Annotated in this window: 24 protein-coding genes; 12 read left to right on the top strand and 12 right to left on the bottom strand. The window is 73.6% G+C overall.

Annotated elements, in window-relative coordinates; translation table 11 throughout:
- Positions 1-8 precede the first annotated feature (8 nt).
- The 4 genes from ACZ46W_RS28175 (at position 9) to ACZ46W_RS28160 (ending at position 3,999) form a co-directional block, all read left to right on the top strand.
- Positions 9-1,910 carry an NAD(P)-binding domain-containing protein gene (locus tag ACZ46W_RS28175; protein WP_468343127.1) on the top strand — a complete coding sequence of 634 codons (1,902 nt, stop codon included), beginning with the start codon at positions 9-11 and terminating at the stop codon, positions 1,908-1,910.
- A 52-nt stretch (positions 1,911-1,962) separates the two neighbouring features.
- Positions 1,963-2,556: a YdeI/OmpD-associated family protein gene (locus ACZ46W_RS28170; RefSeq protein ID WP_468343124.1), complete on the top strand. Its 594-nt coding sequence runs from the start codon at positions 1,963-1,965 to the stop codon at positions 2,554-2,556.
- Between the two features lie 50 nt (positions 2,557-2,606).
- The gene (locus ACZ46W_RS28165) at positions 2,607-3,296 is read left to right on the top strand and encodes a 4'-phosphopantetheinyl transferase family protein (protein WP_468343121.1); all 690 of its coding nucleotides are present in this window, start codon (positions 2,607-2,609) and stop codon (positions 3,294-3,296) included.
- Between the two features lie 97 nt (positions 3,297-3,393).
- On the top strand, positions 3,394-3,999 hold the full coding sequence (locus ACZ46W_RS28160) for a response regulator transcription factor (protein ID WP_366131360.1): 606 nt from the start codon (positions 3,394-3,396) through the stop codon (positions 3,997-3,999).
- Positions 4,000-4,011: 12 nt separating this feature from the next.
- On the opposite strand, the gene ACZ46W_RS28155 is transcribed toward ACZ46W_RS28160, so the two are convergent.
- The 11 genes from ACZ46W_RS28155 to ACZ46W_RS28105 form a co-directional block, all read right to left on the bottom strand.
- Positions 4,012-5,193, bottom strand: coding sequence for a sensor histidine kinase (locus tag ACZ46W_RS28155; protein ID WP_468343116.1), 1,182 nt, complete (start codon positions 5,191-5,193; stop codon positions 4,012-4,014).
- Between the two features lie 164 nt (positions 5,194-5,357).
- Positions 5,358-6,857: a SagB/ThcOx family dehydrogenase gene (locus tag ACZ46W_RS28150; protein ID WP_468343113.1), complete on the bottom strand. Its 1,500-nt coding sequence runs from the start codon at positions 6,855-6,857 to the stop codon at positions 5,358-5,360.
- 56 nt (positions 6,858-6,913) lie between these two features.
- Entirely contained in the window at positions 6,914-9,193 is a 2,280-nt protein-coding gene (locus ACZ46W_RS28145; protein ID WP_468343110.1) for a TOMM precursor leader peptide-binding protein, read from the bottom strand.
- A gap of 97 nt (positions 9,194-9,290) precedes the next feature.
- A complete protein-coding gene (locus ACZ46W_RS28140) occupies positions 9,291-9,431 on the bottom strand; it encodes a hypothetical protein (protein WP_366131365.1) in 141 nt (46 codons plus the stop codon).
- A 123-nt stretch (positions 9,432-9,554) separates the two neighbouring features.
- Positions 9,555-10,958: a sulfate adenylyltransferase subunit 1 gene (locus tag ACZ46W_RS28135; RefSeq protein ID WP_468343106.1), complete on the bottom strand. Its 1,404-nt coding sequence runs from the start codon at positions 10,956-10,958 to the stop codon at positions 9,555-9,557.
- Between the two features lie 2 nt (positions 10,959-10,960).
- Positions 10,961-11,881 carry a sulfate adenylyltransferase subunit CysD gene (cysD, locus tag ACZ46W_RS28130; protein WP_468343430.1) on the bottom strand — a complete coding sequence of 307 codons (921 nt, stop codon included), beginning with the start codon at positions 11,879-11,881 and terminating at the stop codon, positions 10,961-10,963.
- A gap of 62 nt (positions 11,882-11,943) precedes the next feature.
- Positions 11,944-12,540 (bottom strand): adenylyl-sulfate kinase, encoded by a 597-nt coding sequence (cysC, locus tag ACZ46W_RS28125; protein ID WP_468343103.1) that lies wholly within the window; start codon positions 12,538-12,540, stop codon positions 11,944-11,946.
- Positions 12,537-14,393 (bottom strand): M20/M25/M40 family metallo-hydrolase, encoded by a 1,857-nt coding sequence (locus tag ACZ46W_RS28120; protein WP_468343100.1) that lies wholly within the window; start codon positions 14,391-14,393, stop codon positions 12,537-12,539. The genes cysC and ACZ46W_RS28120 overlap by 4 nt, the downstream gene beginning before the upstream one ends.
- A 48-nt stretch (positions 14,394-14,441) precedes the next feature.
- The gene (locus ACZ46W_RS28115) at positions 14,442-15,212 is read right to left on the bottom strand and encodes an SDR family NAD(P)-dependent oxidoreductase (RefSeq protein ID WP_468343097.1); all 771 of its coding nucleotides are present in this window, start codon (positions 15,210-15,212) and stop codon (positions 14,442-14,444) included.
- Positions 15,209-16,273: a sulfotransferase gene (locus tag ACZ46W_RS28110; protein ID WP_468343095.1), complete on the bottom strand. Its 1,065-nt coding sequence runs from the start codon at positions 16,271-16,273 to the stop codon at positions 15,209-15,211. Before ACZ46W_RS28110 ends, ACZ46W_RS28115 begins: the two co-directional genes overlap by 4 nt.
- 24 nt (positions 16,274-16,297) lie before the next feature.
- Positions 16,298-17,191: a family 3 encapsulin nanocompartment shell protein gene (locus tag ACZ46W_RS28105; protein WP_468343092.1), complete on the bottom strand. Its 894-nt coding sequence runs from the start codon at positions 17,189-17,191 to the stop codon at positions 16,298-16,300.
- Positions 17,192-17,451: 260 nt separating this feature from the next.
- On the opposite strand from ACZ46W_RS28105, the gene ACZ46W_RS28100 reads away from it, so the two are divergent.
- The 8 genes from ACZ46W_RS28100 (at position 17,452) to ACZ46W_RS28065 (ending at position 25,379) form a co-directional block, all read left to right on the top strand.
- On the top strand, positions 17,452-18,381 hold the full coding sequence (locus tag ACZ46W_RS28100; RefSeq protein ID WP_468343089.1) for a LysR substrate-binding domain-containing protein: 930 nt from the start codon (positions 17,452-17,454) through the stop codon (positions 18,379-18,381).
- A gap of 182 nt (positions 18,382-18,563) precedes the next feature.
- Positions 18,564-18,746 carry a lysine biosynthesis protein LysW gene (gene lysW / locus ACZ46W_RS28095; protein ID WP_468343086.1) on the top strand — a complete coding sequence of 61 codons (183 nt, stop codon included), beginning with the start codon at positions 18,564-18,566 and terminating at the stop codon, positions 18,744-18,746.
- Between the two features lie 52 nt (positions 18,747-18,798).
- Positions 18,799-19,662 carry a RimK family alpha-L-glutamate ligase gene (locus ACZ46W_RS28090; protein ID WP_468343083.1) on the top strand — a complete coding sequence of 288 codons (864 nt, stop codon included), beginning with the start codon at positions 18,799-18,801 and terminating at the stop codon, positions 19,660-19,662.
- A complete protein-coding gene (argC, locus tag ACZ46W_RS28085) occupies positions 19,659-20,684 on the top strand; it encodes an N-acetyl-gamma-glutamyl-phosphate reductase (protein ID WP_366131375.1) in 1,026 nt (341 codons plus the stop codon). The genes ACZ46W_RS28090 and argC overlap by 4 nt, the downstream gene beginning before the upstream one ends.
- Before the next feature lie 186 nt (positions 20,685-20,870).
- Complete coding sequence (locus ACZ46W_RS28080) at positions 20,871-21,641, top strand: transketolase (RefSeq protein ID WP_468343427.1); 771 nt, start codon at positions 20,871-20,873, stop codon at positions 21,639-21,641.
- Positions 21,638-22,606, top strand: coding sequence for a transketolase family protein (locus tag ACZ46W_RS28075; protein ID WP_468343080.1), 969 nt, complete (start codon positions 21,638-21,640; stop codon positions 22,604-22,606). Before ACZ46W_RS28080 ends, ACZ46W_RS28075 begins: the two co-directional genes overlap by 4 nt.
- A complete protein-coding gene (locus tag ACZ46W_RS28070) occupies positions 22,603-24,237 on the top strand; it encodes an AMP-binding protein (RefSeq protein WP_468343077.1) in 1,635 nt (544 codons plus the stop codon). Before ACZ46W_RS28075 ends, ACZ46W_RS28070 begins: the two co-directional genes overlap by 4 nt.
- On the top strand, positions 24,234-25,379 hold the full coding sequence (locus tag ACZ46W_RS28065; protein WP_468343074.1) for an acyl-CoA dehydrogenase family protein: 1,146 nt from the start codon (positions 24,234-24,236) through the stop codon (positions 25,377-25,379). Before ACZ46W_RS28070 ends, ACZ46W_RS28065 begins: the two co-directional genes overlap by 4 nt.
- A 74-nt stretch (positions 25,380-25,453) precedes the next feature.
- On the opposite strand, the gene ACZ46W_RS28060 is transcribed toward ACZ46W_RS28065, so the two are convergent.
- Positions 25,454-26,044 carry a CGNR zinc finger domain-containing protein gene (locus tag ACZ46W_RS28060; protein WP_468343071.1) on the bottom strand — a complete coding sequence of 197 codons (591 nt, stop codon included), beginning with the start codon at positions 26,042-26,044 and terminating at the stop codon, positions 25,454-25,456.
- Positions 26,045-26,089 lie beyond the last annotated feature (45 nt).

Here is a 26,089-nt window from a genome sequence, read left to right as displayed (position 1 = left end):
CACACACCATGGAGAACGTCTGCATCATCGGAGCCGGCTGGTCGGGGCTCGCCGCCTGCCAGGTCCTGCACGAGCGCGGCATCGCCTACGACTGCTACGAAGCCGGCTCCCAGGTCGGCGGCAACTGGCGGTACCAGAACGACAACGGCATGTCCTCGGGCTACCGCTCGCTGCACATCAACACCTCCAAGAAGCTGTCGGAGTACCGCAGTTACCCGATGCCCGACGACTATCCGCACTACCCCGACCATGAGCTGATCGCGCGTTACCTGGACGACTACGTCGACCACTTCGGCTTCCGCGACCGGATCGCCTTCCGCACGGAGGTGATCCACGTGGAGCCGGCCGGGGACGTCGGCTGGACCGTGACCGTGCGCCACCGTGACACGGGCGTCGAGACCACCCGTCACTACGGATCGGTGATCGTGGCCAACGGCCACCACTGGGACCCGCGCGATCCCGAGCCGGCCTTCCCCGGCGCGGACACCTTCACCGGCGTACAGATCCACTCGCACTACTACCGGGTCCCCGACGAGTACGCCGGCAAGCGGGTGCTCGTGGTCGGCTTCGGCAACTCGGCCTCGGACATCGCGGTGGAGACCTCCGCCGTCTCCGAGCGCACCTTCCTGTCGATCAGGACCGGCGGTTACGTCTTCCCCAAGTTCATGTTCGGCAAGCCCGGCGACGACATGATCAGCCCGTTCATCACCCGGGTGATGCCGCGCGAGACGCAGCGGTGGGTGATGGCCGCGCTGCTGCGGCTGTCGATCGGCAAGGTCACCGACTTCGGCCTGCCGGAACCGGGGCACAAGCTGTTCAACTCCCACCCGACCGTCTCGGAGACGCTGCTCCCCGCGCTCGGCCACGGCGGCATCGCCGTCAAGCCGAACATCTCCCGCTTCGACGGCGACACGGTGCACTTCACCGACGGCAGCAGCGAGGTCGTGGACGCGGTCATCCACTGCACCGGCTACAAGGTGAGCTTCCCGTTCCTGGACGAGTCCGTGATCGCCCCCACGGACAATGACGTCTCCCTCTTCCACCGGGTGGTCGACCCCCACCACGCCGGCCTGTACTTCGTGGGCCTCTTCCAGCCCCTGGGCGCCACCACGGTGCTGGCCGAGGCCCAGTCCCACTGGGTGGCCGACCTGCTGGAGGGCAAGGCCGTGCTGCCTCCGGCGGAGGAGATGCACCGGGAGATCACCCGGTACAAGACCAAGCTCGCCAAGCGTTACGTGACGTCCAAGCGCCACACCATGCAGGTGGACCACTATCCCTACCTGGCGGAGCTGCGCGGTGCGCGGCGCAGGGGCGCGCGGCTCGCCAAGTCGGTGTCCCGGCCCGCCGTCGCCGCCGGGCACGCGCGTCCCGAGGAGGTGTCGATACGGATCGACGCCGCGCCCGAGGCGGTGTGGGACCTCATCAGCGACGTGACGCGGATGGGGCAGTGGAGCCCCGAGTGCCGTCGCTGCTACTGGCGCGGCGACAAGCGCGGGGTCGGTGCGCGCTTCATCGGGATCAACCGCCGCGGCTGGGTCGTGTGGGTCACCTCCAACACGGTCGAGCGGGCCGAGCGGGGCCGGTCCTTCGCCTTCCGCACCACGACGAACGGGGTGCGCTGGGGCTACCGGCTGGAGCCCGACGGCTCGGGCGGGACCCTGGTCACCGAGGTGTGGGACGTCTCCGGGCAGAGCACCGGGCAGCGCAAGCGCACCGCGTCCTTCGCGAACATGATGCTCGGCGGCTACGAGAACCACACCCAGGAGCTGCGCGACGGGATGCGCGCGACGCTGGAGCGCGTCAAGGCGGCCGCGGAGGCGCGGGTCCGGCCGCTGGGCGACGCGGCCCGCGCCCCGGAGCGGGCGAAGACGCGGGGCACGGACGTCGAGCGGGTGGACACGGCGGCGTGAGCGCCCCGTACCGGGAACGGCAGAACGGGAACGGGAGAACGGGAACGGTGGGATGACGACGGACGACAATCTGAGATGTTCCTCGGTCGAGGAGTTCGCCGCCTGGATGGAGGCGCATCACGACACCGCCGGCGAGGTCTGGGTCGCCCTGCCGAAGAAGGGCACGCCCGTCCCCTCGATCACCAGGTCGGAGGCGCTGGACGTCGCCCTGTGCTACGGCTGGATCGACGGCAAGGCGTACTCCGGGAACGTTCCGGACGGCTGGTGGGCCCAGCGCTTCTCGCCGCGCAAGCGCCGCAGCCCGTGGTCGAGGATCAACTGCGCCAAGGTGGAGCAACTGATCGCCGAGGGCAGGATGCGGCCGGCCGGGTTCGCGCAGATCGAGCTGGCGAAGGCCGACGGCCGCTGGGCCGCCGCGTACGCTCCGCAGAGCACGGCGGAGGTCCCGGACGACCTGCGGGCGGCGCTCGACGCGTCGCGGGCCGCGTCGGCCGCGTTCGACGCCCTCAGCAGGAGCAATCGGTACCAGATCCTGCTCGACGTCGAGAAGGCCGTGAAGGCGGAGACGCGGGCGCGCAGGATCGCCCGTCACGTCGAACGCCTGGAGACGGCCGCCCCACCGCGCCGGCCGCGGAAGACTCCGTGACCCCCGCTGCTCCCCTGGCACCCGTGGCCGCCGGGACCGCCGTGGCACCCATGACACCCGTAACCCCCGTCCTGCCAGGGCCGCGTGCGTCGGGGACGGCGCTGTGGCTCGCCGAGGTGGAGGCCTTGGCGGGCTGGGCGGAGCGGCTGGCTCCCCGGGTGCTCGGGGCCGGGGAGGTGCCGGGGGCGGGCTCTCGGGGGCGGGCGGCGGACCGGCGGGGCCGGCTGGTCGCCCATGTGGCGCTGCGGGTGCTGCTCGGCGAGAGGCTGGGCCTGGCCCCGGAGGCGGTACGACTCGGCCGGGCGGCCTGTCCGTGCTGCGGCGCCCCGCACGGACGCCCGGTGGTCGAGGGGGGCGGGGCGCACTTCTCCCTGTCGTACAGCGGCTCACTGGTGCTGCTGGGGCTCGGGCCGGCCCCGCTCGGCGTGGACGTGGAGCGGGTGCCCTCCCCCGGCCTCGTCGCGGACACCACCCCCGCCCTGCACCCGGCCGAGCGCGCCGAACTCGCCGCGCTGGACGAGGAGTCGCGGCCGGCGGCCTTCACCCGGGCGTGGGCGCGCAAGGAGGCGTACCTGAAGGGCATCGGAACCGGTCTGGGCCGCTCCGCCGCACGGGACTACGTGGGTACGCGGCCCGTCCCCGCGCCCGGGCCCGACGGCTGGACGATCCGGGACGTGGCGGCCCCGGCCGGCTTCGTCGCGGCGGTCGCGGTGGCACCGGATTCCCGGCCCGGTCGCTGAACCGCGCCGGTCCCGGCACCGGCCAATTCGCGCTACTCCCAGTACCATTCGCGTCAGGACGGGCACCAACGGGGGTGCACGCGTGGGGGGGGCCACAGTGATCAGAGTGCTGCTCGCGGACGACATGCTGATGCTCCGGCGTGCCCTGGTGTCGCTGCTGGAGCTGGAGGACGGCATCGCGGTGGTGGGCGAGGCCGACAACGGCGACCGGGTCCTTCCGGTGGCGCTGGAGACGCGGCCGGACGTCGCGGTCCTGGACATCGACATGCCCGGGATCGACGGCATCAGGGCCGCGGAGCTGCTCAGCCGGGAACTGCCGGAGTGCCGGACGATCATCCTGACGAGCCTGGGCCGGCCGGGGAACCTGCGCAGGGCGCTGGCGGCGAAGGTCTCCGGATTCCTGCTCAAGGACGCCGATCCCACCCGGCTCGCGGCGGCGATCCGCCAGGTCGTGGAGGGCAAGCAGGTGGTGGACCCGAACCTCGCGCTGGCCACGCTCCAGACCGAGGCCTCTCCGCTGAGCGCCCGGGAGAGCGAGGTGCTCCAACTGGCCGCCCAGGGCCTCGACGCGCCCGAGATCGCCCGCAAGCTGTTCCTGTCCCCGGGGACCGTGCGCAATTACCTGACCACGGTGGTCACCAAGCTCGACGCCCGCAACCGCATGGACGCCCTGCGGATCGCCCGGGAATCCGGCTGGCTCTGAGCCGGGGCGCGGCTACGACCCGGTGCTCCCGGAGGACTTCACCTCGGACGCCTCGGGCACGGTCCGCGGGTCGGGCTCGCCCGACGGCCGCGGCGGGATGTCGACGGCGAGTTCGAACCAGCCGTCCGCCCGTACGCGGTGGGACAGCCGTCCGCCCAGCGCCTCGGCGCGCGCCGTCAGGCTGCGCAGCCCCACGCCTCCGGTGACCGCTCCCCCGTCGGAGGAGACGAAGGAGTCCCGGTCGCGCAGGCCGTCGTTGGCGATGCGGAGCCGGACGGTGTCCTCCTCCGCCCACGCCTCGACCACGCAGTGCTGGGCCTTGCTGTGCCGCAGCATGTTGGTGACGCCCTCGCGCAGGACGGTGGCGAACACCGTTTCCACGGAGGGGTGAAGCGGCTCCTTCGTGACCCTGATCTCGGTGTGGATGCCCATCGCGCGCAGCAGCGAGACGGCGGACCTCACCTCGTGGTCCAGGTTCATCTGTACGTAGCTGCTGGCGACGGAGCGGACGTCGGCGAGCGCCTGGCGGGCGGTCTGGACGATCTCGGTGATCTCCATTTCGGCGCGTTCGGGCTGGACGCGCACCAGGCGGTGGGCGAGTTCGCACTTGAGCTTGATGGTGGAGAGGCTGAAGCCGAGCAGGTCATGCAGGTCGCGGGCGAAGCGGAGGCGCTCCTGGGTCAGCGCCATGCGGATCAGCTCCTCGCGGGCCGCCTGCACCTCGCGTATCAGGCCGGACAGCCGGCTCAGGCCGTAGACGACCAGGCCGGTGAGGACGGTGGCCACGCAGTTGTAGGCGAGCTGGCCCACGCCGTAGCCCACGGCGAACTGCACGATCCCGGTCATCACGGTGACCGTCGCGAAGGCCGCCCAGCCCAGCGCCGACTTCAGCACGAGCAGGGCGGAGCCCGCGAGGAAGCCCGGCATGCCGAGCCAGGCGGCACCGAAGAGGGTGAACGGGGCGAAGGTGAGCCCCGCCTGGAGTGCCAGGGTCGCCAGACGGAAGCGGGCGACCCGGGGCGTCCACTCCGGGAAGGAGTGACTGAGCTGGAGGAAGAGCAGCGTCAGCATCAGCACGCCACACAGGGCGAGCTCCCCGGCTCCGAACCCCGCGTCGACGGCGTAGGTCAGTCCCACGGCGAAGAAGCAGAGGATGACGACGACGGTGATGGTGCGGGCGACCCGGGGCGCCAAGTCACCTCCCTCGGGAGCCCGGTGGCTGAAGAAGGCGTCTGAACCGGTGGCGCGAGACCATCGCACAGGAGCTCCCCATTCGGCTGCGATTTCGCATCGAAGTGCAGCATAGGTGGAGCAGATTACGTACCGAGCGGCATTTCCGCTATGCGCTGTCGGGCGATTCAGGCCCGGTCGGCGGCCACCACCGACCCGGTGGGCAGGCCCGCGACGACGAACTCGCCGACGCCCGACTCGGCCCGCCAGTCCAGGCCGAAGGCGCGGGCCGAGGTGGCGGTGTCACCGAACGCCAGCGCGCACGGGCCGATCCCCATGGCCGTGGAGACCAGGTACAGCGTCTGTTGCAGGGCGCCCACCTCCTTGAGGAGCACGCTGTAGCCGGCCCCCGGGTAGACGGCGCCCATCCGCCGGAAGCGTGCCGTCATGCTGATCAGCACCGGCGGCTCCTCGCTCATCCCGGCGTTGGCGCCCGCCTCGTCCAGCAGGGCGTCCACCAGGTCCGGTTCGGTGCCGAGCGCGAGCAGGGTGTGCGCGGCCGGGTCGTAGTAGTAGGTGCCGCGCGGCAGTTCGCCGGAACCGGCGACCGTGACGTACAGCTCCAGCGGGTAGACGGACAGGGCGCTCGGGTAGGGGCGCCCGGCAGCCGGGCGGGCGCGGGCGGAGCGGTAGAGCAGCTCGCCCAACTGCGCGAGCGACAGCGGCCGTCCGTCGTCCACGCGGACCGAGCGGCGCGCCTCCAGCACGGTGGTCAGGCGCGGGTCGGCGGCGACGACGCGGTCGAGGTCGGGCACCGGCAGCATGATGGGTACGCCGCCGGAGGCCGGGGCCTCCTCGGCCGGTGCCCCGGCCGTACCGGGCGTACCGGGCGTACCGGCCGTACCGGCGGCGATCCCGACGGGGCCGACCGGCTCGTCGTGCAGGCCGGGCCTGCTCCGGTTGTGCAGCATCAGCTCGCGCGGCGACCAGTGCTCCAGAACCGGGTCCCGGTCCTCGGCGAAGGTGACCGGCTCAGGCTCCGGACCCGTCGCGCCCGGCACCAGCATGCCGGAGGCCTCCAGGTAGCCGACGGCGGTGCGCACCTCGTCCACCGGCAGGCCGAGGAGCCGGGCCGTCTCGCGGACCGACACGGGGCGTATGTAGCAGCTCACCAGCCACATGGCCTGCGGGGTGTGCAGCAGCACCCGGTGGGCGCTCAGGGGCGATTCGAGGAGGCTGCCCCGGGGGCCGACGCGCAGCGTGGCGAACCGGGACATCCGGTGCACGGTGTCCGCGGCGGGCCTGCGGGGGGTGAAGCGGGCCTCGCGCACGATGGGCACGACCGCCAACTGCTCGGTGCCGTCGGCCAGGGCGAGCGTGCGGACGACGGCGTGCCGCACCGCCTCCAGGGTGGAGTCCAGTGCGGCACGGCGCGGGTCGCCGGGGACGGGGGCCGGGTCGCTGAAGCCGGGCAGGACGTTGTCCAGCGACACCGGGCCGTACGTCATGCGCTCCAGGGCGCGGAAGACCAGGGGGTCGGACGCCGGCAGCCGGATCTCGTCCCAGCGGGTGCTGACGAGAGCGGTCCCAGGTTCGTCCGCCGCGGTCTCGAACGTGGTGTCCTCGCGGAGGGACCAGAGTTCGATCAGTCGGGTTTCCCGCGGGGCGGGCGGGGCGGAAGACTTCATGGCCGGGACCTCACGGTGGCGCGACGGTGTTGACGGTGATGTCGGTGTTGTCGGTGTTACAGGAAGAGCGGGACCGGATTGAGGTCCTCGTACGGGGTGGGCGCGGCGAGGCGGCCCAGGCGTACCGGGACGTCGTAGAGGCGACCGGGGGCGAAGCGGGCCCAGAAGGGGCGCAGGCCGGGCACGATCACCTTCACGACGGGCAGGCCGATGTCCGCCCTGGTCTGGTCGAGCACCAGCAGCTCGCTGCCGATGCTCCGGGCGAGCGCCTCGGCCGCGGCCACGTCGTCGGCCAGGTCGGCGCGCGGCGTGTACGGGAAGTCGGCGGGGGTACGGCCGGGGCAGGACGCGGCGGGCAGCAGGTAGGGCCGGCCGGCGGTGGTGGCGGTCCGCCACCAGTGCAGCGGGACCGGGTCGTCGCAGGTGTAGCCCGTGCCGTCGGCCGTGACGGCGACGACCGGCGGCAGCATCTGGTTGACCTCCGCCACGGCCCGTCTTATCGCCACCCGTGGGTCGAAGTGGGCGCCGAACCCGAGGGTGATGTCCTCGGCGGGCTTGTCGGTGCGCCGGGAGAGGGCGGCGAAGACGGGGACGCCGAGGTCGCTGGTGAGGTCGAGGACCCACAGCTCCCGGGCGAGGGCGGTGTGCGCTCCCCGTACCTCCTCGATCCAGGGGTCGCCGAAGGAGTCGAGGTCCACGCCGGGCTGGCGGGTGCGGTTGTACCACCACAGGGCGACGGCGTCCCGCTCGACGAGTTCCAGGAAGCCCTGGACGATGGCGTCCTCGCGGGAGCTCCCGGCCGCGGTGCCGTTGGAGTGGGCCGAGAAGAAGCCGGAGGGGCAGGGCGCGTCGTAGTAGAGCATCGAGGTGGGCAGCAGTCTGTGGCGCTCGGCGGTCAGCGACCAGACGGGCGTCCAGTCGACCGGGGTGTCCTCGTCGAACGGCTCGCACACCCGGTGCGCCGGGGCGTGCTCCGCGTTCCAGGCCGCCCGGTCGGGGAACTGGCGGGGGTGGAAGAGCTGCACGGTGTCGGGGTGGACGGCGCGGTCGGCGACCTCGCGGTACGTCGCCCGCAGTGCCGGCTCGTCGCCCTGGCGGTAGCCGCAGTGCCGTTCGACGGCCTCGCACAGGGCGCTGACCCGGGCCTGTAACGGGGTGGTGCCCTTGCCGGAGCTGTGGCTGCGCAGCCCGGACCGCACGGCGGCGAGTCCGGTGGGCGAGGTGGCCGGGTTGTGCCCGGAGTGGAAGCAGTTGAGGAAGCCGGGGTCGCGCCGGTCGCGGCGCACCTCCTTGACCACGCCGGTCAGTTCGTCCACCAGGTACCCGTACCGCTCCAGCATCTCCTCGGGGGTCAGTGACCGCTCCCCGGTGCCGGTGGCGGACTTGGGGCGGCTGACCGGCCGGACCGGGGCCCAGATGCGGCGGGCCGTCGCCCCGGGGTCGCCGCAGGACGGGCACTGGGGGCGTCGGCGTACCGGATGGTGGCGGCCGGCCAGGGTGAGGGTGTCCATGGTCCACAGCGCGTTCTGGCCGGAGTGGCGGTGCCCGGCCATCCACTTGACGGCTTCGAGGCAGGCCAGGTGGAGCCCGACGGCCCGCCCGGCGGCGAGGCCGGAGGGGGGCACGCTGACAGGGCGTCCGAGCGCCCGGACCAGGTAGGTCTCGGCGGGCCGGTTGCGGCGCAGCGGTTCGGCCAGGCAGTGCCAGCACGGCCCCTCGTCCGGCTGGAACACGGGCCCGATCCAGGGGCGTTCGCCCGTCAGGCGGACGGGCAGCCAGGGGGTGCCGCCGGCCCGGTACGCGGCGTCCAGCTCCGCCAGCGCGGGGTCGAGGTAGGTGTCGCACAGGACCACGGCCAGGCCGGGGGCGTCCTCGTCCGGCCCGGGGCGGTGGATGCGCAGGCCCGCGGCGGCCAGCGCGGTGAGCAGCTCCTCGGCGCCCGCGCCCGCCTCCGTGCCCCGGGCGACGCCGGCGACGGTGCCGCTGCCGGTGCGGCGGGCGGCGGCGTCGCCGTCCAGTCCGGCCAGCTCCCAGAACGCCTCGCCCGAGGTGGCGGCGGCCGAGTCGGGCGTCCGGTGGGCGAGCAGGCCGGAGCGGAGGAGGCGGGTGACGACCTGGCGCACCTGGTCGGCGGGGAGGGTACCGGCGGCGTCGGCGACCAGCCGGTCGAGGGAGCGGGTGCCGTCCAGCAGGGGCGCCAGTGCGGTGACGCAGGATCCCCGCAGTGCGGTGACACCGCGTTCGGAGATGAGGAACACGCCTTCACCGGGGACGACTTCGGGCTTCAGGTGGGGCTTGAACCCCAGTCCGGTCGTGGTGCCCTGGCGGTGTGCCACCTTGTTTCCCCCTGTTCTGGTGCGCGGACTGCGGACGGTTGAGGTGCGTTGCCTCGCTCTTGGTGCGCGGGGTGCGGTGCGCGGGTGCGGTGCGGGGCTACTCGGCGTGCGTCTCGGGCGTCCAGCAGATGCAGGTGCCGGGCTGGTAGTACTCGGCGGCCGGCGCGCTGAAGTCCTCTATGACCAGGTCTTCGACGACCGGGGTGACGGTGACGGCGGTGACGGCGGCGAGGTTCATGTCGGCCCTTCCTTCGGGGGGTTGACCTGCTGACGGGGAAGAGTCTGCTGCGCGGGAGGAAGGGCCGACAGTGCCTGTGTCACCGGGCGGATGTGAACTTCTCATGGTCGTTCCGCGACGGCCTCACACCCCTTCCGCGGCGGCCGGGGCGTCCGCCATCGCGGCGGTCAGGGTGCTGCCGTCCACGGGGTCGATGAGCAGGAACGACCCGGTGCGGCGGTAGTCCGCGTAACCGTCCAGGGCGAGCGGTTCGGCGGTGCGCAGCACGATGCGGCCGATGTCGTTGACGCCCAGCGCGCCGGTGCCCGGCCGCTCGGAGAGGTCCTCCAGGTCGAGCCGCGAGGAGACCTCGGCGACCACCGCCCGCACCGTACGGGTGGTGTGGCGCAGCAGCACCTGGCGGCCGGCGTGCAGGGGCTGCTCGCTCAGGTGGCAGACCGTGGCGGTCAGCCGCCGGACCGTGCGGGGCGCGGCGGCGGCCGGCGCGAGCAGGTCGCCCCGGGCGATGTCGAGTTCGTCGGTGAGCCGCACGGTCACCGACTGGGGTGCCCAGGCGGTGTCGGTGCCGGTGCCGTCCAGGGTGTCGATGGCCGCGATGGTGCTGGTACGGCCGGACGGCAGGGCGGCGATCCGGTCGCCGACCCGTAGCACCCCGGAGGTGATCTGTCCGGCGTAGCCGCGGTAGTCGCGGTGCGCGGCGGTGCCGGGCCTGATGACGTACTGGACGGGCAGGCGGGCCTCCTGGGTGCGCGGGTCGGTGCCCACCGGGACGGACTCCAGGTGTTCGAGCACCGTGGGCCCGGCGTACCAGTCCATGCGCTCGGAGGGGCGCACCACGTTGTCGCCGGCCAGCGCCGAGATGGGGATGGCGGTCACCCGCTGGACGCCGAGCGCGGCGGCGCACTCGGAGAACGCGGCGACGGTACGGGCGAACACCTCCTCGGAGCAGCCCACCAGGTCCATCTTGTTGACCACGAGGGTCACCCGGGGGATGCGCAGCAGGGCGGCGACGGCGAGGTGGCGGCGGGTCTGCTCCACGACGCCGTTGCGGGCGTCGACCAGGACGAGGGCGAGGTCGGCGGTGGAGGCGCCGGTGACCATGTTCCGGGTGTACTGCACGTGGCCGGGGGTGTCGGCCAGGATGAACCGGCGGCGGGACGTGGCGAAGTAGCGGTAGGCCACGTCGATGGTGATGCCCTGCTCGCGCTCGGCGCGCAGCCCGTCGGTCAGCAGCGCCAGGTCGGGTGTGTCCTGGCCACGCCGCCGGGAGGCGTGCTCCACGGCCTCCAACTGGTCGGCGAGGACCGACTTGGAGTCGTGCAGCAGCCGGCCCACGAGGGTGGACTTGCCGTCGTCGACGGAGCCGGCGGTGGCGAACCGCAGGGTGTCGGCGGCCGCGGGCGGTGCGGCGCGGAACGGCGCCGTGCCGGGCGCCGGGTACGGGGCCGTGGCAGATGCGGTGCCCGTGGCCGTGGCCGGTGCGGTGCCCATGGGCGTGCCCGTGGCCGGTGCTTCGGTGACGTTCATGGCTAGAAGTACCCTTCGCGTTTGCGGTCTTCCATGGCCGCCTCGGACAGTTGGTCGTCGGCGCGGGTCGCTCCGCGTTCGGTGAGCCGGGACGCGGTGATCTCGGCGATCACCGACTCCACGGTCCGGGCGGTGGATTCCACGGCTCCGGTGCAGGACATGTCGCCGACCGTGCGGTAGCGGACCAGCCGGGTCTCCAGCCGTTCGCCGGCGCGCGGGCCGCCCCACTCGCCGGGCGCCAGCCACATGCCGCCACGGGCGAAGACCTCGCGGTGGTGGGCGTAGTAGATGGCGGGCAGGTCGATGCGCTCGCGCTGGATGTACTGCCAGACGTCGAGTTCGGTCCAGTTGGACAGCGGGAAGACCCGGACGTGTTCGCCGGGGGCGTGCCTGCCGTTGTAGAGCGACCACAGTTCGGGGCGCTGGCGGCGCGGGTCCCAGGCGCCGAACTCGTCGCGCAGCGAGAACACCCGCTCCTTGGCGCGGGCCTTCTCCTCGTCGCGCCGGCCGCCGCCGAACACCGCGTCGTACCGGCCGGTGGAGATGGCGTCGAGCAGCGGCACGGTCTGGAGCGGGTTGCGGGTGCCGTCGGCGCGTTCGCGCAGCCGGCCGTCGTCGATGAAGTCCTGCACCCGGGCGACGTGCAGCCTGAGGCCGTGCTCGGCGACCACGCGGTCGCGGTAGGCGAGGACCTCGGGGAAGTTGTGCCCGGTGTCCACGTGGAGCAGGGAGAAGGGCAGTGGCGCGGGCGCGAACGCCTTGAGCGCCAGGTGCAGCATGACGATGGAGTCCTTGCCGCCGGAGAAGAGGATCACCGGCCGTTCGAACTCGCCCGCCACCTCGCGGAAGATGTGGACCGCCTCGGACTCGGCGGCGTCGAGGTGGGACAGCCCGAAGGCGTCGCCGGTACGGATGTCGGGCAGGGACGGAGCGGCGGGCGCGGCGGGGACGGCGGGCGCGGCGGCCCGGGTGACGGTCGGGGCGGTCACAGCAGACCCCTCTCGGTGAGCAGGGCGAGCAGCGCGCCCGCGGACTCGGACACGGTCTGGGTGTGCGAGGCGATCCTGAGGTCGGGCGCGGCCGGCTCCTCGTAGGGGTCGTCCACGCCGGTCAGGCCGCTGATCTCGCCGGCCGCCCGGCGGGCGTACAGGCCCTTGACGTCGCGCCGGGAGCAGACGGACAGCGGGGCGGCGACATGGACCTCCAGGAAGTCGGTGCCGCTGTCCCGGTGCCAGGAGCGCACCAGCTCGCGGGCCTCGGCGTACGGGGCGATGACGGGTACGAGGACGGTGATGCCGTTGCGGGCCAGGACCTGCGCGACCCGGCCGATGCGGGCGACGTTGTCGTTACGGTCGGCGCGGGAGAAACCGAGGCCGGCCGAGAAGGTGCGCCGCAGCTCGTCGCCGTCGAGCACCTCGACCCGGCGGCCGCGCGAGCGCAGCAGTTCGGCGGTGGCGTACGCGAGGGTGGTCTTGCCCGAGCTGGGCAGTCCGGTCAGCCAGACGGTCGAGCCGGGGTAGCAGGTGCAGTGGACGGCGGGGGCCGCGAGGTCGTTGCCGGGGGCGGCCGTCAGGACGGTCACATCGAGCTCCATTCTCGGACCGCGGCGGTCAGCAGGCGCTGGGCCCGCCGGAACTCATCCGCGTGCAGGTGTTCGTCGGGGGTGTGGTCGAGCCGGGCGTCACCGGGGCCGTAGGCGACCATGGGGATGCCCTGCCAGGTGGTGGCGAGGGTGTTCATGTCGCTGCTGCCCTTCTTCATCAGGTACCGGGGCGTCACGCCCTCGGTTCTGAACGCCCGCTGGAACGCCTTGACCAGCGGGCTGGTGCGCCCGGTGGCCACGCCGGGGGTGGCCCGCAGGACGTCGATCCGTACCGGCTCGGCGGCGAGCGCCCGCAGCGCGGCCACCGTCTCGTCCACGTCGAGGCCGGGCGGTACGCGGACGTCCACCACGGCCTCGCCCGCCTGGGTGTCGCCCTGGTTGAGCGCGGTGACGCCGAGGACGGCGGTGAGCGCGTCCGGGTGGAGCCGGGCCACCGCCCCGGGGACCCGGGCGAGCAGCTCGACCATCCGGTCGCCCGCGGTGCGGACGCCCTCCCCTGCGGTGTGCCCGGTGGCCTCCCGGACGCTGTAGCGGACCTTGACCAGCCCGTAGTAGCCGAGCGTGAGCGCCTCGGCGCCGCTGGGTTCGCCGACGATCACGGCGTCGGCCCGGTAGGCGTCCCGGACGTGGAAGGCGCCCGCTCCGGTGATCTCCTCCTCCACCGCGCCGACCACCCGCAGCTCGACGCCCTCGGGCGGGTCGAGGGCGGCCAGCGTCTGGAGGTACGTCACCAGGCTGCCCTTGGCGTCCACCGAGCCGCGCCCGGAGAGCACCTCGCCGTCCCAGCGGACCGGCCAGCGGTGCGGCACGGTGTCCAGGTGACCCAGCATCAGCAGCCGCCGCTCACCGGCCCCCTTGGTGGCCACCAGGTTGGAGGCGGCGTCGATCTCCGCCTTGATGCCGTGGTCGGTGCACCACTCGGCGAGGAAGGCGGCGATCTCGCGTTCGTCGCGGGAGACGGAGGACAGCTCCACCGCCCGGGAGAGCAGGGCGAGGTCGGGGGCGGGCGCGGGGGCCCGCCAGAACCACGTGGCGCCCGCCGCCGACACGGTGTGCGGGCCGGTGATGGCGGTGTCGGAGGTGCCCTTCAGGGCGATCTCGGCCGCCCTGACCTTCTGGCGCATCCGGCCCTTGGCGTACCGGCCGCCTTCCCCCTCGGTGAGGTGGCGCAGGGTACTGGCGGGATCGTCCGGGTCGGTGAGCAGCCCGGCGGTGCCGGTGACCAGGCGGAGGTGGTCGGCGTCGAGGGCCAGGGCGGCCTCGGCGGCGAGCACGTCGGCGTCCACGTTGAGGGCCGTGCCGCCTTCGGCGTCGGCGACCGGCGGGGAGAGGCAGACGACGTCGAAGGTGGCGAGCAGGCCGGTGAGCCGGGGCACGTCCACGGAGCTGACGGTGCCGGCGCGGTGGTCGCGCACCAGCCGGGTCCTGCCGTCCTCCCGGACGCGCAGCGGGCCGTTGGCGGTGGCCTTGACGAGGGCGCCGGTGCGGGCGACGGAGGCGTAGACGGACAGCCCGCGCCGGGTCAGCTCCTCCTCCACCAGGGGCAGGGTGACCTCCTCGTAGGCGGCGACGATGTGCCGCATCTCCTCCGGGGGGCAGTAGCGGATCTCGTCGCCGGTGCGGGAGACCAGGGTGCGGACCTCTCGGCCGGTGCGCCGGTAGTACTCGCGGATGCCGGCCGCTCCGCCGGCGATGACGAGCAACCGGGCGCCGCGCGAGCTGAGTTCGAGCAGTTCGTCGAAGACCTGACTGTGGAGCAGGGTGGCGCTGCCAAGTTTGACCACGTAGAGCGCGGCCTCACGTGAGCTGGCGACTTCCCCGAGGGCTGACATGTACGGGACTCCTTCGGCTGGTGGTGGGTGGCGGGGGCCGAACGGGGATCAGCCGATGCCGCGGGTGTTGCCGCCGTCCGCGACCAGGACGGCGCCGGTGACGAAGCCGGCCTGTTCACTGGCGAGGAAGGCGACCAGGGCGCCCAGGTCCTCGGCGCGTCCGATCCGGCCCAGCGGGATTCCGGCGGCGACCTCGGCGAGCCGCTCCTCGACCTCGTCCCCGTACTGCACGTCGAGGATCGGGGTGCGGTGGAAGCCGGGCGCCAGGACGTTCACGGTCACCCCGGCCGGTCCGAAGGCGTGGACCAGGCCCTTGGCGAACCCGAGGACGCCGAGCCTGGCCACCGAGGACAGGCCGCTGCCCGGGTGCGGCTGGCGCACCGACTCGGAGGTGATCATGACGATCCGGCCCCAGCCCGCCTCCCGCAGATGGGGCGCGGCGGCGAGCGACAGCGACACGTGCGGCAGCAGGTTGCCGTTGACCGCCTCGCGGTACTGGGCGACCTCGAAGTCCTCCACGGGCCCGAAGGGCACCCCGCCCGAGTTGGTGACCACCACGTGGAGCCCGCCGAACCCGTCGGCGGTGCGGCGTACCCACCCGGCGGCGGCGTCCTCGTCGCACAGGTCCACGACGGTGCTCAGCACCCGGCCCGGGCCGCAGGCGTCGACCTCCTTGTGCGCGCGGGCGAGGCGCTCGGGGTCACGGCCGCAGATCGACACGTCCGCGCCCTCGGACGCCAGGACGCGGGCGACCGCGAGGCCGATTCCGCTGCTGGACGCCGCGACCAGGGCGGCCCGCCCGGCGAGACCGAGGTTCACCGGGACTCACCCCGCGAGGCCGGTACGGGTGGGGCGGGCGTACCGGCCGGCCGGCGGGCAGCGCCGGCCGGGCGGGTGCCCGTGGCCCGGACGGGGCGGGCGGGGCGGACGGGGGCCAGCGGGTAGCCGTAGCGGGCCAGCAGGGGCGCGGCCGGTGCCGTGGCCGCCGCGATGTCCGTGGCGGGCAGCGCGGTGCGCCACCGCTCGTCGGGGCGGATGTGGGTGACGCCCCGGCGCAGCCGGTCGGGGTTGCCGGTGACGGTGTGGTTCGCGCCGAGCGTGATGCGGCCGGAGCCGTCCACCGGGGAGTCGTCGTCGAGGCCCGCGAAGCGCAGCACCCGGGCCGTCACCTCGCGGGGGCTGCGGGACAGGTCCTCGTGACGGATTCTCAGGTAGCGGTCGCCGGCCGTGCGCCCGACCAGTTCGGAGGCGAGGTTGAAGGCGGTCCAGTACCCGCTGCTGCGGGCCGGGGACATGGGGTCGATGTAGTCCTTCGCGCTGCGGTACGACAGGGCGGTGGCGCGCGGGTCCCGCACGATGTGCAGCACCCGTACGTCCAGGTCGGTGCGGCCGAGCAGGGCGGCGGCCTCGGCCGGGTACTTCGAGCCGTCCACGACCAGGCGCCCGCCGCCGAGTGCGGCCACCCGCCGGTAGACGGAGGCGGAGTGGTCGAGGAGTTCGTCCACGCCGGCGGCGGTGGGCCTCTCACCGCGCGCCTCGGCGAGGCGGGCGGGGGTGTGGCGGGTGCGCAGCAGGGTCTGCTGGAGGGCGGCCATCCGCCGGGCGGTGGTCTCGGCGGAACCCTCCGGCAGCGCCGCGAGGACCTCCGACCACAGCGGGCATGCGCGCAGCGGCCGGCCGCAGCCGCAGGAGGAGTTGGTGCCGGTGGCGAGGACGCCGTTGCGCCACAGGTAGTACAGCTCCCCCACGTGCCGGACGCCGGGGATCTCGTTGAGGACGTTGCCGAGCAGGGTGCTGCCGCTGCGCATCCATCCGGTGATGTAGAGGACGCGGGGCCTGGAGCCGGGCGTACCGGGGCCGGGCGTGCTGGGGCCGGTCATGGCGGTGGGAGTCCCTTCGGCCGGTCAGTCGCGGGCCAGCAGCAGGAAGTGCTGCGGCAGGTGGACGGCGAGGCCGACGCGGCTGCTCGCCTCGATGGCGTCGGAGCCGTCCGGACCGGCGCCCCGGCGCAGCGCCAGCGAGGCCACGCCCGGGACGAGCAGGGTGACGGCGGCGCGGAAGTCGCCGAGCAGGACGCGGCCGCGGGGGATCATGCGGGTGCGCGAGACGGTGATGCCCGCCGCGCCGAGCTGTCCGAGCACTCCGGCCCGGACCAGCTCCCAGTAGGTGAAGGGGTGGACGACGATCCCGTCGCAGGAGCCGCCCGTCTCCTCGACCTCGGCGGCGGCCTCGGTGATGGAGGCGTACACGTCCTCGCCGAGCCGGCCCCGGCGCATCCCGGGGAGGTTGAGCAGGCCGCTGATCACCTTGTCGGCGCTGCCGTGCAGCAGCGTCTCGTTCTCCACCACGGACAGCCGGACGAGCACCCGGTAGTCGACGAAGGAGGCGAGCAGCGCCGGCTGGTCCAGCAGTCCGGTGGGCAGTGGCACGCGGACGGTGAGGTCGGTGAGCCCGGCCCGCTCCAGGCGGGGCGCGAACGCGCCTTCGGGCGTGGCGCGGTACGAGGTGCCGGCGGCGGCGAGAGGGGCGGCCGGGGGTTCGTGCACGAACGGCACCGGCGCGTCGGCGACCGACGCCGTCTTCAGCAGGTGGCGGACGGCGTACCGGGGCCGGGTCGCGAACAGCGGGAAGACGGCCGGGAGATGGGCCTGGAAGGGCACCACGTGGTCCTGGTCCGGCGCCGCCGCGCGCACCGACCAGGCGAACTCCTCGCCCGGGCTGCGGCTGGCCAGGGCGGGGTCGGCAAGCTGTATCCGTACTCCCTGCTGCACGGCGGAATCGGCGGTGGCTGCCAGCATGACGTCTCCTGAAGTTTTCGGTGAAATGTTCGGCGGGTCATTAACATTAGGCACCTCCAGCCCTATGGGGAGAGAAATTCGATGGCTCGCGTTTATGGCCCGAATAAGACCTGATGATTCCCCCTTCTTGAGCGGTGCACAGCGGCCGTATGAAGATCTCACATCGGTTCCGTGACCCTGTCCATGGCGGCTGCGGAACGGCCGGTCCTAGGCTGAGCCGCAGACTTCACGGAACGTCCTTCGACGATGTGGGTGGGAGAATGCATCACGACTTGCAAATAAACAGGCTGAGGACGCTGGTGGCCGTGGTCGAACTCGGCGGCTTCCGGAGGGCGGCCGAGTCCCTGCACATCACCCAGCCCGCGGTCAGCCAGCAGATACGCCAGCTCAGCGGGTTCATCAGAAGCCCGGTGTTCGCCTCCACCGGGCGCAACCTGCGGCTGAGCCCCCGGGGCGAGGAGCTCCTCAGATACGCCCGCCGCATGGTGGCGCTCAACGACGAGGCAGTCGACCGTTTCATCCCGCGGGCCGGCCACGTCATGCTCTCGATCGGGGTGGCCGGCCAGCTCGCCGAGGCGCTGCCGGAGTTCCTCCGGCTGGTGAACCGGGGCATGCCCCAGGCCCAGCTCGGCGTCAGGACCGGGGCGAGCGAGGAGCTGGCGGCCCAGCTCACCAGCGGCCAGCTCGACGCGGCCCTGCTGCTCCAGGCCGAGCCGCCCGGGGCCGGCGCGGACTGCCGGGAGCTGGGGCGGATGCGGATGGCCTGGTTCGGACGGCCGGCCCACGGCGAGCGGGACGCCCTGCCGCTGGCGCTCTTCCCCGAACCGTGCACGCTGCGCGGCCGGGTGCGCGAGGTGCTCGACGCCTCGGGCATCGAGTGGCGGGTCGCGTACGAGAGCAGCGAGCTGATCGGGCTGCGCTCGGCCGCCAAGGCGGGGCTCGGCATGACCTGCCTGGTGGCCAACGGGGACGAGCTGTGGGGCCTGACCGCGTCGGCACGCCCGGGACTCCCGCCCCCGCCCGGGCCGCTGCCGGTGACCCTGGCCCTGGCGCCCGGGGCCGTACCGGACGGCTTCGCGGGGATCGCGGAGAAGGCCTTCCGCCGGGCCCTGCGCGGCTACCCGCTCACCCCGCCCGCCGCCTCCCCCGACGACGCCGGCGCCCCCGTGCTGGCCACGGCCGCCGCCTGACGTTCCCCCACACCCCCGGCCACCCCCCACCCCCTCCGTCGCCCGGGCCCCATAAGGAATCGCCGCCCTTCCGATCCAGATCATTCATTGGCGGCGGCCGGAACGCAGGAAAATGCAGGGCTACAGTAATTTCCGATTCACCACCTCGCCGGAATACCGTCGGAAGAATTGAGGAAATCGCCATGCAGGAAACACTGGTCTCCCCCGAGTGCCCCGAGTGCGATGCCGAGGTTTCGCTCGGAACGGATGCCCGGGTCAGCGAAATAGTCGAGTGCCCGGAGTGCCGGCTGGAGCTGGAAATCGAGTCCATCGCGCCACCGCGTCTCCTCCTCGCCCCGGAGATCGAGGAGGACTGGGGCGAGTAGCGCGCGGCCACCGCAGCAGATCCGGCCGCCGCAACAGACAAGGAGATCCCTGATGAGCCCTGCGGCAGCGCGACTCGGTGTCCTCGCCTCCCGGGTCCGGTTCGAGGAGAAGAACATCCTGACCGCGCTGGAGAGGCGCGGCGTCGCATGCGAACAGATCGACCCCCGCGCCCTGTCGGTCCGGGCCGGGACGCCCTGGAACGGCCCGCGGACCGTGCTCAACCGCGAGGTCGCCCACTACCGGGCGCTGTACGCGGCCGGCGCCCTGGAGTCGGCGGGCGTGACGGTGCTCAACACCTGTGCCGCCACGGCCGTCTGCGGGGACAAGTGGCAGACCTCGGCGGCCCTGGTCGCCCGGGGCCTGCCCACCCCGGACACCACGCTCGCCCTGACCCCGGACGCGGCCCTCAAGGCCCTGGACGAGCTGGGCTACCCCGCGGTCGTCAAGCCGCTCGTCGGGTCCTGGGGGCGCCTGGTGACCCGGGTCACCGGCCGGGAGATGGCCGAAGCCGTGCTGGAACACCTCGCCGCCCTGCCCTCGCCGCAGTCGCACATCGTCTACGTACAGCGCGAAGTGGCCAAGGCCGACCGGGACATCAGGGTCCTGGTGGTCGACGGCCGCGCGGTCGGGGCGACGTACCGCCGGAGCGAGGACTGGCGCACCAACGTGGCCCGGGGTGCCGTCAGCGAGCGCTGCCCCCTCACCGCGGACCTCACCGCGCTCGCGGTCGCGGCGGCGGACGCCGTCGGCGCCTGTGTCGCGGGGGTGGACCTCCTGGAGGAGCCGGACGGCCGGCTCACCGTCCTGGAGGTCAACGACCGGGTCGAGTTCCGGGGCCTTCAGTCGACATACGGAACGGACATCGATGTGGCGGACACCATCGCCGCCCTCCTGACAGCGAAGGCAGAGTCATGATCCGCGCGGCAGTGCTGGGAGCGGCCGGCTACATCGGCGGCGAACTGCTCCGGCTGCTCGTCAACCACCCCCAGGTCGACCTGGTGGCCGCCACCTCCCGCACCCTGCGGGGACGCCAGGTCGACGGCGTTCACCCCAATCTGCGCCACCGCACGAAGCTGACGTTCTCCGCGGAGGAGCAACTCCCCCGCTGCGACGTGCTCTTCCTGGCCACCCCGCACCGCGAGACGATGCGCCGGATGCCGGAGTTCCTGGACAAGGCGGGCGTGGTCATCGACCTGTCCGGCGACTTCAGGCTGCGGGACACCGACGTCTACGAGGACTACTACGGCACCCCGCACGAGGCGCCCGAGCTCATCGGCACCTTCGTCCAGGGGCTGCCCGAGCACCACCGTGAGCGGCTGCGCACCGCCGACCGGATCTCGGTGCCCGGGTGCATGGCCACCGCCGGCATCCTCTCCCTGGTCCCGCTGGCCGAGGCCGGGCTGATCCGGGACGAGGTCACCGTGGACGCCAGGACCGGCTCCAGCGGCTCCGGCGCCAAGGCGGGCGCGGAGAACCTGCACGCCGAACGCAGCGGCGCGCTGCGGGTGTTCGCCCCCACCCGGCACCGGCACGAGGCGGAGATCGCCCAGGCCACCGGGCACACCGTGCGGATGTCGGCGACCGGGGTGGAGGCGGTGCGCGGGGTCCAGTTGCTCAGCCGGGCCAACCTCGCCGACGGCGTCGACGAGCGGGCCATCCGGTCCGCCTACCGCACCCGCTACGCCGGCGAGCCGTTCGTCCGGATCGTCGCCGCCCGGCGCGGGCTGCACCGATTCCCCGACGCGAAGATCCTCTCCGGCTCCAACTTCTGCGACATCGGCTTCGCCCTGGACCGGGGCGCCTCCACGGTCACCGTGATCGCGGCGCTGGACAACCTCGTCAAGGGCGGCGCGGGCAACGCGGTCCAGTGCATGAACGTGCGCTTCGGCGAGCCCGAGGAGCGCGGTCTCGAATTCACCGGCCTGCACCCCAACTGACCGTCGTCCACGTACCAGCCGAAAGGACCAGGCATGAGCAGCCCGCCTCTGCTGCGGGGCGCCCCCGCCCGCACCGACATCACCGGCCTCGCCACGCGCGGCCCCGAAGCGACGCACGGCCCCGACACGGCCCAGCCCGCCGGGCTCACCGGGATCACCGGCCGGATCAGGGAGCACATCGTGTCCATGTGCGCCGGCCCCGAGGGCGGCCACCTGGGCGGGTCGATGTCGCTCGTCGAGATCCTGACCGTCCTCTACTTCCGGGTGATGCGCCACGACCCCCGCTTCCCCGGCCTGCCGGAGCGTGACGTACTGCTGCTGAGCAAGGGGCACGGCGGCATCGCCCTGTTCGCGACGCTCTGCGAGGCCGGGTACTTCCCGGCCGGGGCGCTCGACGAGTACGCCCGCCCCGGCAGCCACTTCATGGCCCACCCGCACCCCGAGATCCCCGGTGTGGAGATCGCCTCCGGCTCGCTCGGGCACGGTCTCGCCCTCGGCGTCGGCTACGCGCTGGCCAACCGCCTCGACGGCTCGGACCGCCGCTGCTTCGTGGTGATGGGCGACGGCGAGCTCCAGGAGGGCTCGGTCTGGGAGGCCGCCTCGGTCGCCTCCGCGCACAAGCTGAACGGCATCACCGCGATCGTGGACCGCAACGGCCTCCAGATCACCGGCGGGACCGAGACGGTCAACTCCCTGGAACCGCTGGCCGACCGCTGGAGGGCCTTCGGGTGGCGGGTCCTGGAGGCCGACGGCCACGACACCGAGGCGCTGACCGGCGCGCTGACCCTGCCCGCCGACCCGCAGGCCCCGACCGTGGTCATCGCCCACACCGTCAAGGGCAAGGGCGTGCCGTTCGTCGAGGGCCAGGCCCGCAGCCACTACGCGCGGCTCAGCGGCCGGCAGCACCTGCGGGCGCTCAACGCGGTACGCGCCACGGCCGGGGGTGACCGACGGTGACCACCGCCCTCGCCCCCGCCCCGGCCCGCTCCGCCCGCGAGGTCTACCGCGACACGGTCGCCGAACTGCTCCCCGGCGAGCAGCGCCTCGTCGTCCTGGACAGCGACACCGGACTGTTCGGCGGGGTGGACTTCGGCGCCGCCGCCGACCGTTACCTCAACCTGGGCATCGCCGAGCACACCCTGATGGGCACGGCCGCCGGGCTGGCCCGGGAGGGCCGTATCCCGCTGGTCAACACCATGGCGGCGTTCGCCTCCTCCCGCGCGGTGGAGGCCGTGAAGATCGACATCGCGATGGGCAACCTGCCGGTGCTGATCGCGGCCACCCACTCCGGTGTCTCGGCCGGGCACCTCGGCCCGACCCACCACGCCCTGGAGGACCTCGCGGTGATGCGGGCCCTGCCCCACATGACCGTGGTGGTCCCCGGCGACGGCGCGGGCACCGCCGAACTGCTGCGCCAGGCCCTCGCCCTGGGCGGGCCCGTCTACTTCCGGCTCGGCCGGGGCGCCACGCCCGACCTGCCCGCGGGCCCGCCGCTGCGGCTCGGCAAGGCCCAGCAGCTCCGCCACGGCACGGACATCACGCTGGCCGCGTGCGGACCGTACCCGGTGCTGGCCGCCCTGGAGGCGGCCGATCTCCTGGAGCGCGACGGCATCACGGCGAACGTGCTGCACCTGCACACCGTCAAGCCGCTGGACACCCGCGCGCTGCTGGGCGCGCTGGGGGTGCGCGACACGGTGATCACCGTGGAGGAGCACTGGGCGGCGGGCGGGTTCGGCTCGGCGGTCGCCGAGGCGCTCAGCGCCGTACGCCCGGTGCGGGTGCACCGGATGGCGCTGCCGGACGAGTTCGTGCCGGTCGCCGGAAGCCAGCGCCACCTGCTCGAACGGGGCGGGGTCAGCGCGCGGGCCATCGCCGACCGCGCCAGGGCCTCGCTCGACCCGCACCCCGGGGGCGTCCGGTGAGCGCCGCCGGCACCTACCGCGCCGCCGGCTGGTGGCGGGACGAGACGGTGCTGCACGACCTGCGCCGCTGGGCCCGTGAGCGGCCGGACAAGCCGGCCCTCGTCTGCTACCGGGGCGCCTCCTACGAGACCGTGGGCTACGCCGAGCTGGCCCGCCGGGTCGACCGGCTCGCCGTCGGCCTGCTGCGCCTCGGGGTGCGCCGGGGCGACGTGGTGACCCTGCAACTGCCCAACTGCTGGGAGCTGGTCGCGCTCTGCCTGGCCGCCGCACGGGTCGGCGCGGTCGCCGGGCCGGTGGTCCCGGTGATGCGCCGCCGCGAGGTGGAGTTCATGACCCGGCTCACCGAGAGCCCGGTCTACATCGGCGCCGCCGAGCTGCGCGGCTTCTCGTACGCGGAGATGAGCGCCGAGATCGCCGGGGCCGTCCCCACCCTGCGCCACCGGGTGCTGCTGGGCGCCGGTGACCGCGACGACGGCGCGCTGGACTTCGTACGCGACCTGTACGGGCCGGAGCCCGACCCGGAGCTGCTCGCCTCCCTGGACGCGATCGAGGCCGGGCCGGACGACGCCGCCCAGGTCATGTTCACCTCCGGGACCACCGGTGAGCCCAAGGGCGTGGTGCACAGCCACAACACCCTGTACTCGATGAACCGGGCGCAGGCCGACGTGCTGGGGCTGACCGGCGACGAGGTCACCGCGATGGGCTCGCCCACCACCCACCAGGCCGGGTTCACCTGGAACTTCGTGATGCCGCTGCTGCTCGGCGCCACCGCCGTGCAGGTCGACCGCTGGGACCCCCGGCAGATGCTGCGCACGCTCCAGGAGCAGCGGGTGACCTTCTTCATGGGCGCGCCCACCTTCCTGTCGGACCTGATCGACGCCCAGCGCGAGACGCCCCACGACCTGTCGGCGCTGCGCAGCTTCGCCACCGGCAGCGCGCCGATAGCGCCGCTGCTCGTGGAGGACGCGGACCAGGTGCTCGGCTGCCGGGTGTACGCCCTGTGGGGCATGACGGAGAACGGGTGCGTCACGGTCACCCGGCCCGAGCAGCCGCCGCTGCGGGCCACGGAGTCCGACGGCACGACGGTGCCGGGCATGGAGGTCCGCGTCGTCGGCGAGGACGGCCGGGCGGTGGAGCCGGGCACCACCGGGCTGCTCCAGGTGCGCGGCTCGGCCCAGTGCCTGGGCTACTTCCGGCGGCAGGAGGTGTACGACGCCTCGGTCACCGCCGACGGCTGGTTCGACACCGGTGACCTGGCCCGCGACGACGGCCACGGCGGGATACGGATCACGGGCCGGGTCAAGGACGTGATCATGCGCGGCGCCGAGAACATCCCGGTGGTGGAGGTGGAGGCGGCGCTGCTGCGCCACCGCGCGGTCAAGGACGTCGCGGTGGTCGGCTACCCGGACCGGCGGCTCGGCGAGCGCGCGTGCGCGTTCCTGGTGACCAGCGGCCCGGCCCCCGGCCTGGAGGACGTGCGCGGCCACCTGGCGGCGCTCGGCATGGCGCGGACGTACTGGCCCGAGCGGCTGGAAGTGGTGCCCGCCCTGCCGAGGACACCGTCCGGAAAGATCCAGAAATTCGCCCTGCGGGACCGGCTCCGGGCCCAGGAAGGACCCACAGCGTCATGAACCTCGCCTTCACGGCCCGGCACGACGAACTGGCCAAGCGGATCGAGGAGTTCGCCACGGAGAGGATCGCCCCGCACCGGCAGGACAACGACCGGCGCGGCGCCTACCGGTCGGGGACGGTCGAGGACCTGGCTGCGGCCGGCCTGTTCGCGCTGCGCGTGCCGGAGCGGTACGGCGGCCTCGGCCTGGACGCGGTCAGCGCGGGCCTCGCGCTGGAGAAGCTCGCGGCGGCCGACCTGTCGGTGTGCTTCCCGGTGCTGAACGCCGCGCTCATCGGCGGCGTCCTCGCCTCCAGCGGCACGCCGGAGCAGTTGGAGCGCTGGCTGGGGCCGATCGCCCGGGGCGAGGCGGTGGTGGCGCTCGCGCTGACCGAGCCCGGCCACGGCACGGACGCGGCGGGCATCGGGATGCGCGCCGAGCCGGACGGCGACGGCTGGCTGCTCACCGGCGAGAAGACCTCGATCATGGTGACCGCCTACGCCACCCACGCGCTGGTCTTCGCGCGTACCGGCGGCGAGGGCGCGCACGGCATCAGCGCCTTCTACACGCGGCTCGACGGCGACCGGGTCCGCAAGGAGCGGCTGACCGACCTCGGCTGCCGTGCGGGCGGCCGGGGCCGGCTGGTCTTCGACGGGCTGCGGGTCGGGCCCGAGGACCTGGTCGGCCCCCCCGGCGGCGGCTTCACCGCCGTGATGCGCGGGTTCGGGGTCTCGCGGGCGCTGATCGCGCTGATGGCGATCGCCGTCGGGGACGCCGCCCTGGCGGAGGCGTACTCCCACGCGTCCGGGCGCACCGCCTTCGGGCAGCCCATCAGCCGGTTCCAGTCCGTGGTGTTCCCGCTGGTGGAGCACACCACGTTGCTGCACGCGGCGCGGCTGGTCTGCTACGAGGCGCTCACCAAGGCGGACCGGGGCGAGGACCCCCGTATCCCGTCGAACATGGCCAAGTGGTGGGCGCCGAAGGCGGCGGTGGAGGCAGTGCACCAGGCCCTGCTGACGATGGGTCACCGGGGCTGGAGCGAGGACGGCCCGGTCGCCCAGCGGCTGCGGGACGTGATCGGCCTCCAGCTCGCGGACGGCACCGCGGCGGCCACCAAGCTGACGGTGGCCCGGCTGCTGCTCGGCAAGGAGTACGCGCCGTGACCGCCCCGGTGGCCGAGGGGCCGGCGGGCGCGTTACGGACGGCGGACGCCGTACGGTCCGTGGCCGCCCTGCTGTCAGCGGGCGCCGGCCGGTGCCCGCAGCCCCTGGCGGTAGGTGCGCATCTTGGCGCGCGTCCCGCACACGGCCATGGAGCACCAGCGGCCGCTGCGGTTGCGGGCGCGGTCGTAGAAGGCCCACTCGCAGCGGTGCTCGTGACAGGCCTTCAGGCGCTGCCAGGTGCCGTCGGTGGCCGCCTCGACGACGATCGCCAGGACCTCGCCGATCATGGCCCGGGTCCCGGTGGCGCCGGGGCGGAGGCGGGGCGTGCCGGTCTCGTCGAAGGCCAGGACCAGTGGGCAGTCGGCGGCGACGCGGGCGACGACGGCGCGGGCCGCCGGGTCGGCTCCGGCGCCGTTGTTCTCCCGCAGCAGGGCGCGCAGCGCCTCGCGCACCTCGACCGCTTCCCGCCGGTCGGCCTCGGTGGGGGCCGGGGCCCCCGTGGCGAATCCCTCCCGCTCCATCCAGCGCGTCAGCCCCCCGACGGACGCGAACTCGTCCGGTCCGAACTCGACGTTGACGCTGTTGACGAAGGACTGCACCAGCGCGAGGCGCCCGGGTGCCACCTCCCGGTCGCCCGGCTGCCGTACCGGCTTGGGTTCCGTCATCCCCCAGACCTTACCGGCCAACCGGTTTCGCCGGTATCCCCCGCT

Source organism: Streptomyces sp. NPDC031064 (assembly GCF_055570965.1).
Note: the sequence above shows the minus strand (reverse complement) of the source record. Positions and strands in the feature narration are given on the sequence as shown.

Excerpts from the sequence above, each read along its gene's own strand:
- ACZ46W_RS28175 (WP_468343127.1), top strand. The coding sequence starts at position 9 with ATGGAGAACGTCTGCATCATCGGAGCCGGCTGGTCGGGGCTCGCCGCC.
- ACZ46W_RS28170 (WP_468343124.1), top strand. The coding sequence starts at position 1,963 with ATGACGACGGACGACAATCTGAGATGTTCCTCGGTCGAGGAGTTCGCC.
- ACZ46W_RS28165 (WP_468343121.1), top strand. The coding sequence starts at position 2,607 with ATGACACCCGTAACCCCCGTCCTGCCAGGGCCGCGTGCGTCGGGGACG.
- ACZ46W_RS28150 (WP_468343113.1), bottom strand. The coding sequence starts at position 6,857 with ATGAAGTCTTCCGCCCCGCCCGCCCCGCGGGAAACCCGACTGATCGAA.
- ACZ46W_RS28140 (WP_366131365.1), bottom strand. The coding sequence starts at position 9,431 with ATGAACCTCGCCGCCGTCACCGCCGTCACCGTCACCCCGGTCGTCGAA.
- ACZ46W_RS28135 (WP_468343106.1), bottom strand. The coding sequence starts at position 10,958 with ATGAACGTCACCGAAGCACCGGCCACGGGCACGCCCATGGGCACCGCA.
- ACZ46W_RS28120 (WP_468343100.1), bottom strand. The coding sequence starts at position 14,393 with ATGTCAGCCCTCGGGGAAGTCGCCAGCTCACGTGAGGCCGCGCTCTAC.
- ACZ46W_RS28110 (WP_468343095.1), bottom strand. The coding sequence starts at position 16,273 with ATGACCGGCCCCAGCACGCCCGGCCCCGGTACGCCCGGCTCCAGGCCC.
- ACZ46W_RS28105 (WP_468343092.1), bottom strand. The coding sequence starts at position 17,191 with ATGCTGGCAGCCACCGCCGATTCCGCCGTGCAGCAGGGAGTACGGATA.
- ACZ46W_RS28100 (WP_468343089.1), top strand. The coding sequence starts at position 17,452 with ATGCATCACGACTTGCAAATAAACAGGCTGAGGACGCTGGTGGCCGTG.
- lysW (WP_468343086.1), top strand. The coding sequence starts at position 18,564 with ATGCAGGAAACACTGGTCTCCCCCGAGTGCCCCGAGTGCGATGCCGAG.
- ACZ46W_RS28090 (WP_468343083.1), top strand. The coding sequence starts at position 18,799 with ATGAGCCCTGCGGCAGCGCGACTCGGTGTCCTCGCCTCCCGGGTCCGG.
- argC (WP_366131375.1), top strand. The coding sequence starts at position 19,659 with ATGATCCGCGCGGCAGTGCTGGGAGCGGCCGGCTACATCGGCGGCGAA.
- ACZ46W_RS28080 (WP_468343427.1), top strand. The coding sequence starts at position 20,871 with ATGTGCGCCGGCCCCGAGGGCGGCCACCTGGGCGGGTCGATGTCGCTC.
- ACZ46W_RS28065 (WP_468343074.1), top strand. The coding sequence starts at position 24,234 with ATGAACCTCGCCTTCACGGCCCGGCACGACGAACTGGCCAAGCGGATC.
- ACZ46W_RS28060 (WP_468343071.1), bottom strand. The coding sequence starts at position 26,044 with ATGACGGAACCCAAGCCGGTACGGCAGCCGGGCGACCGGGAGGTGGCA.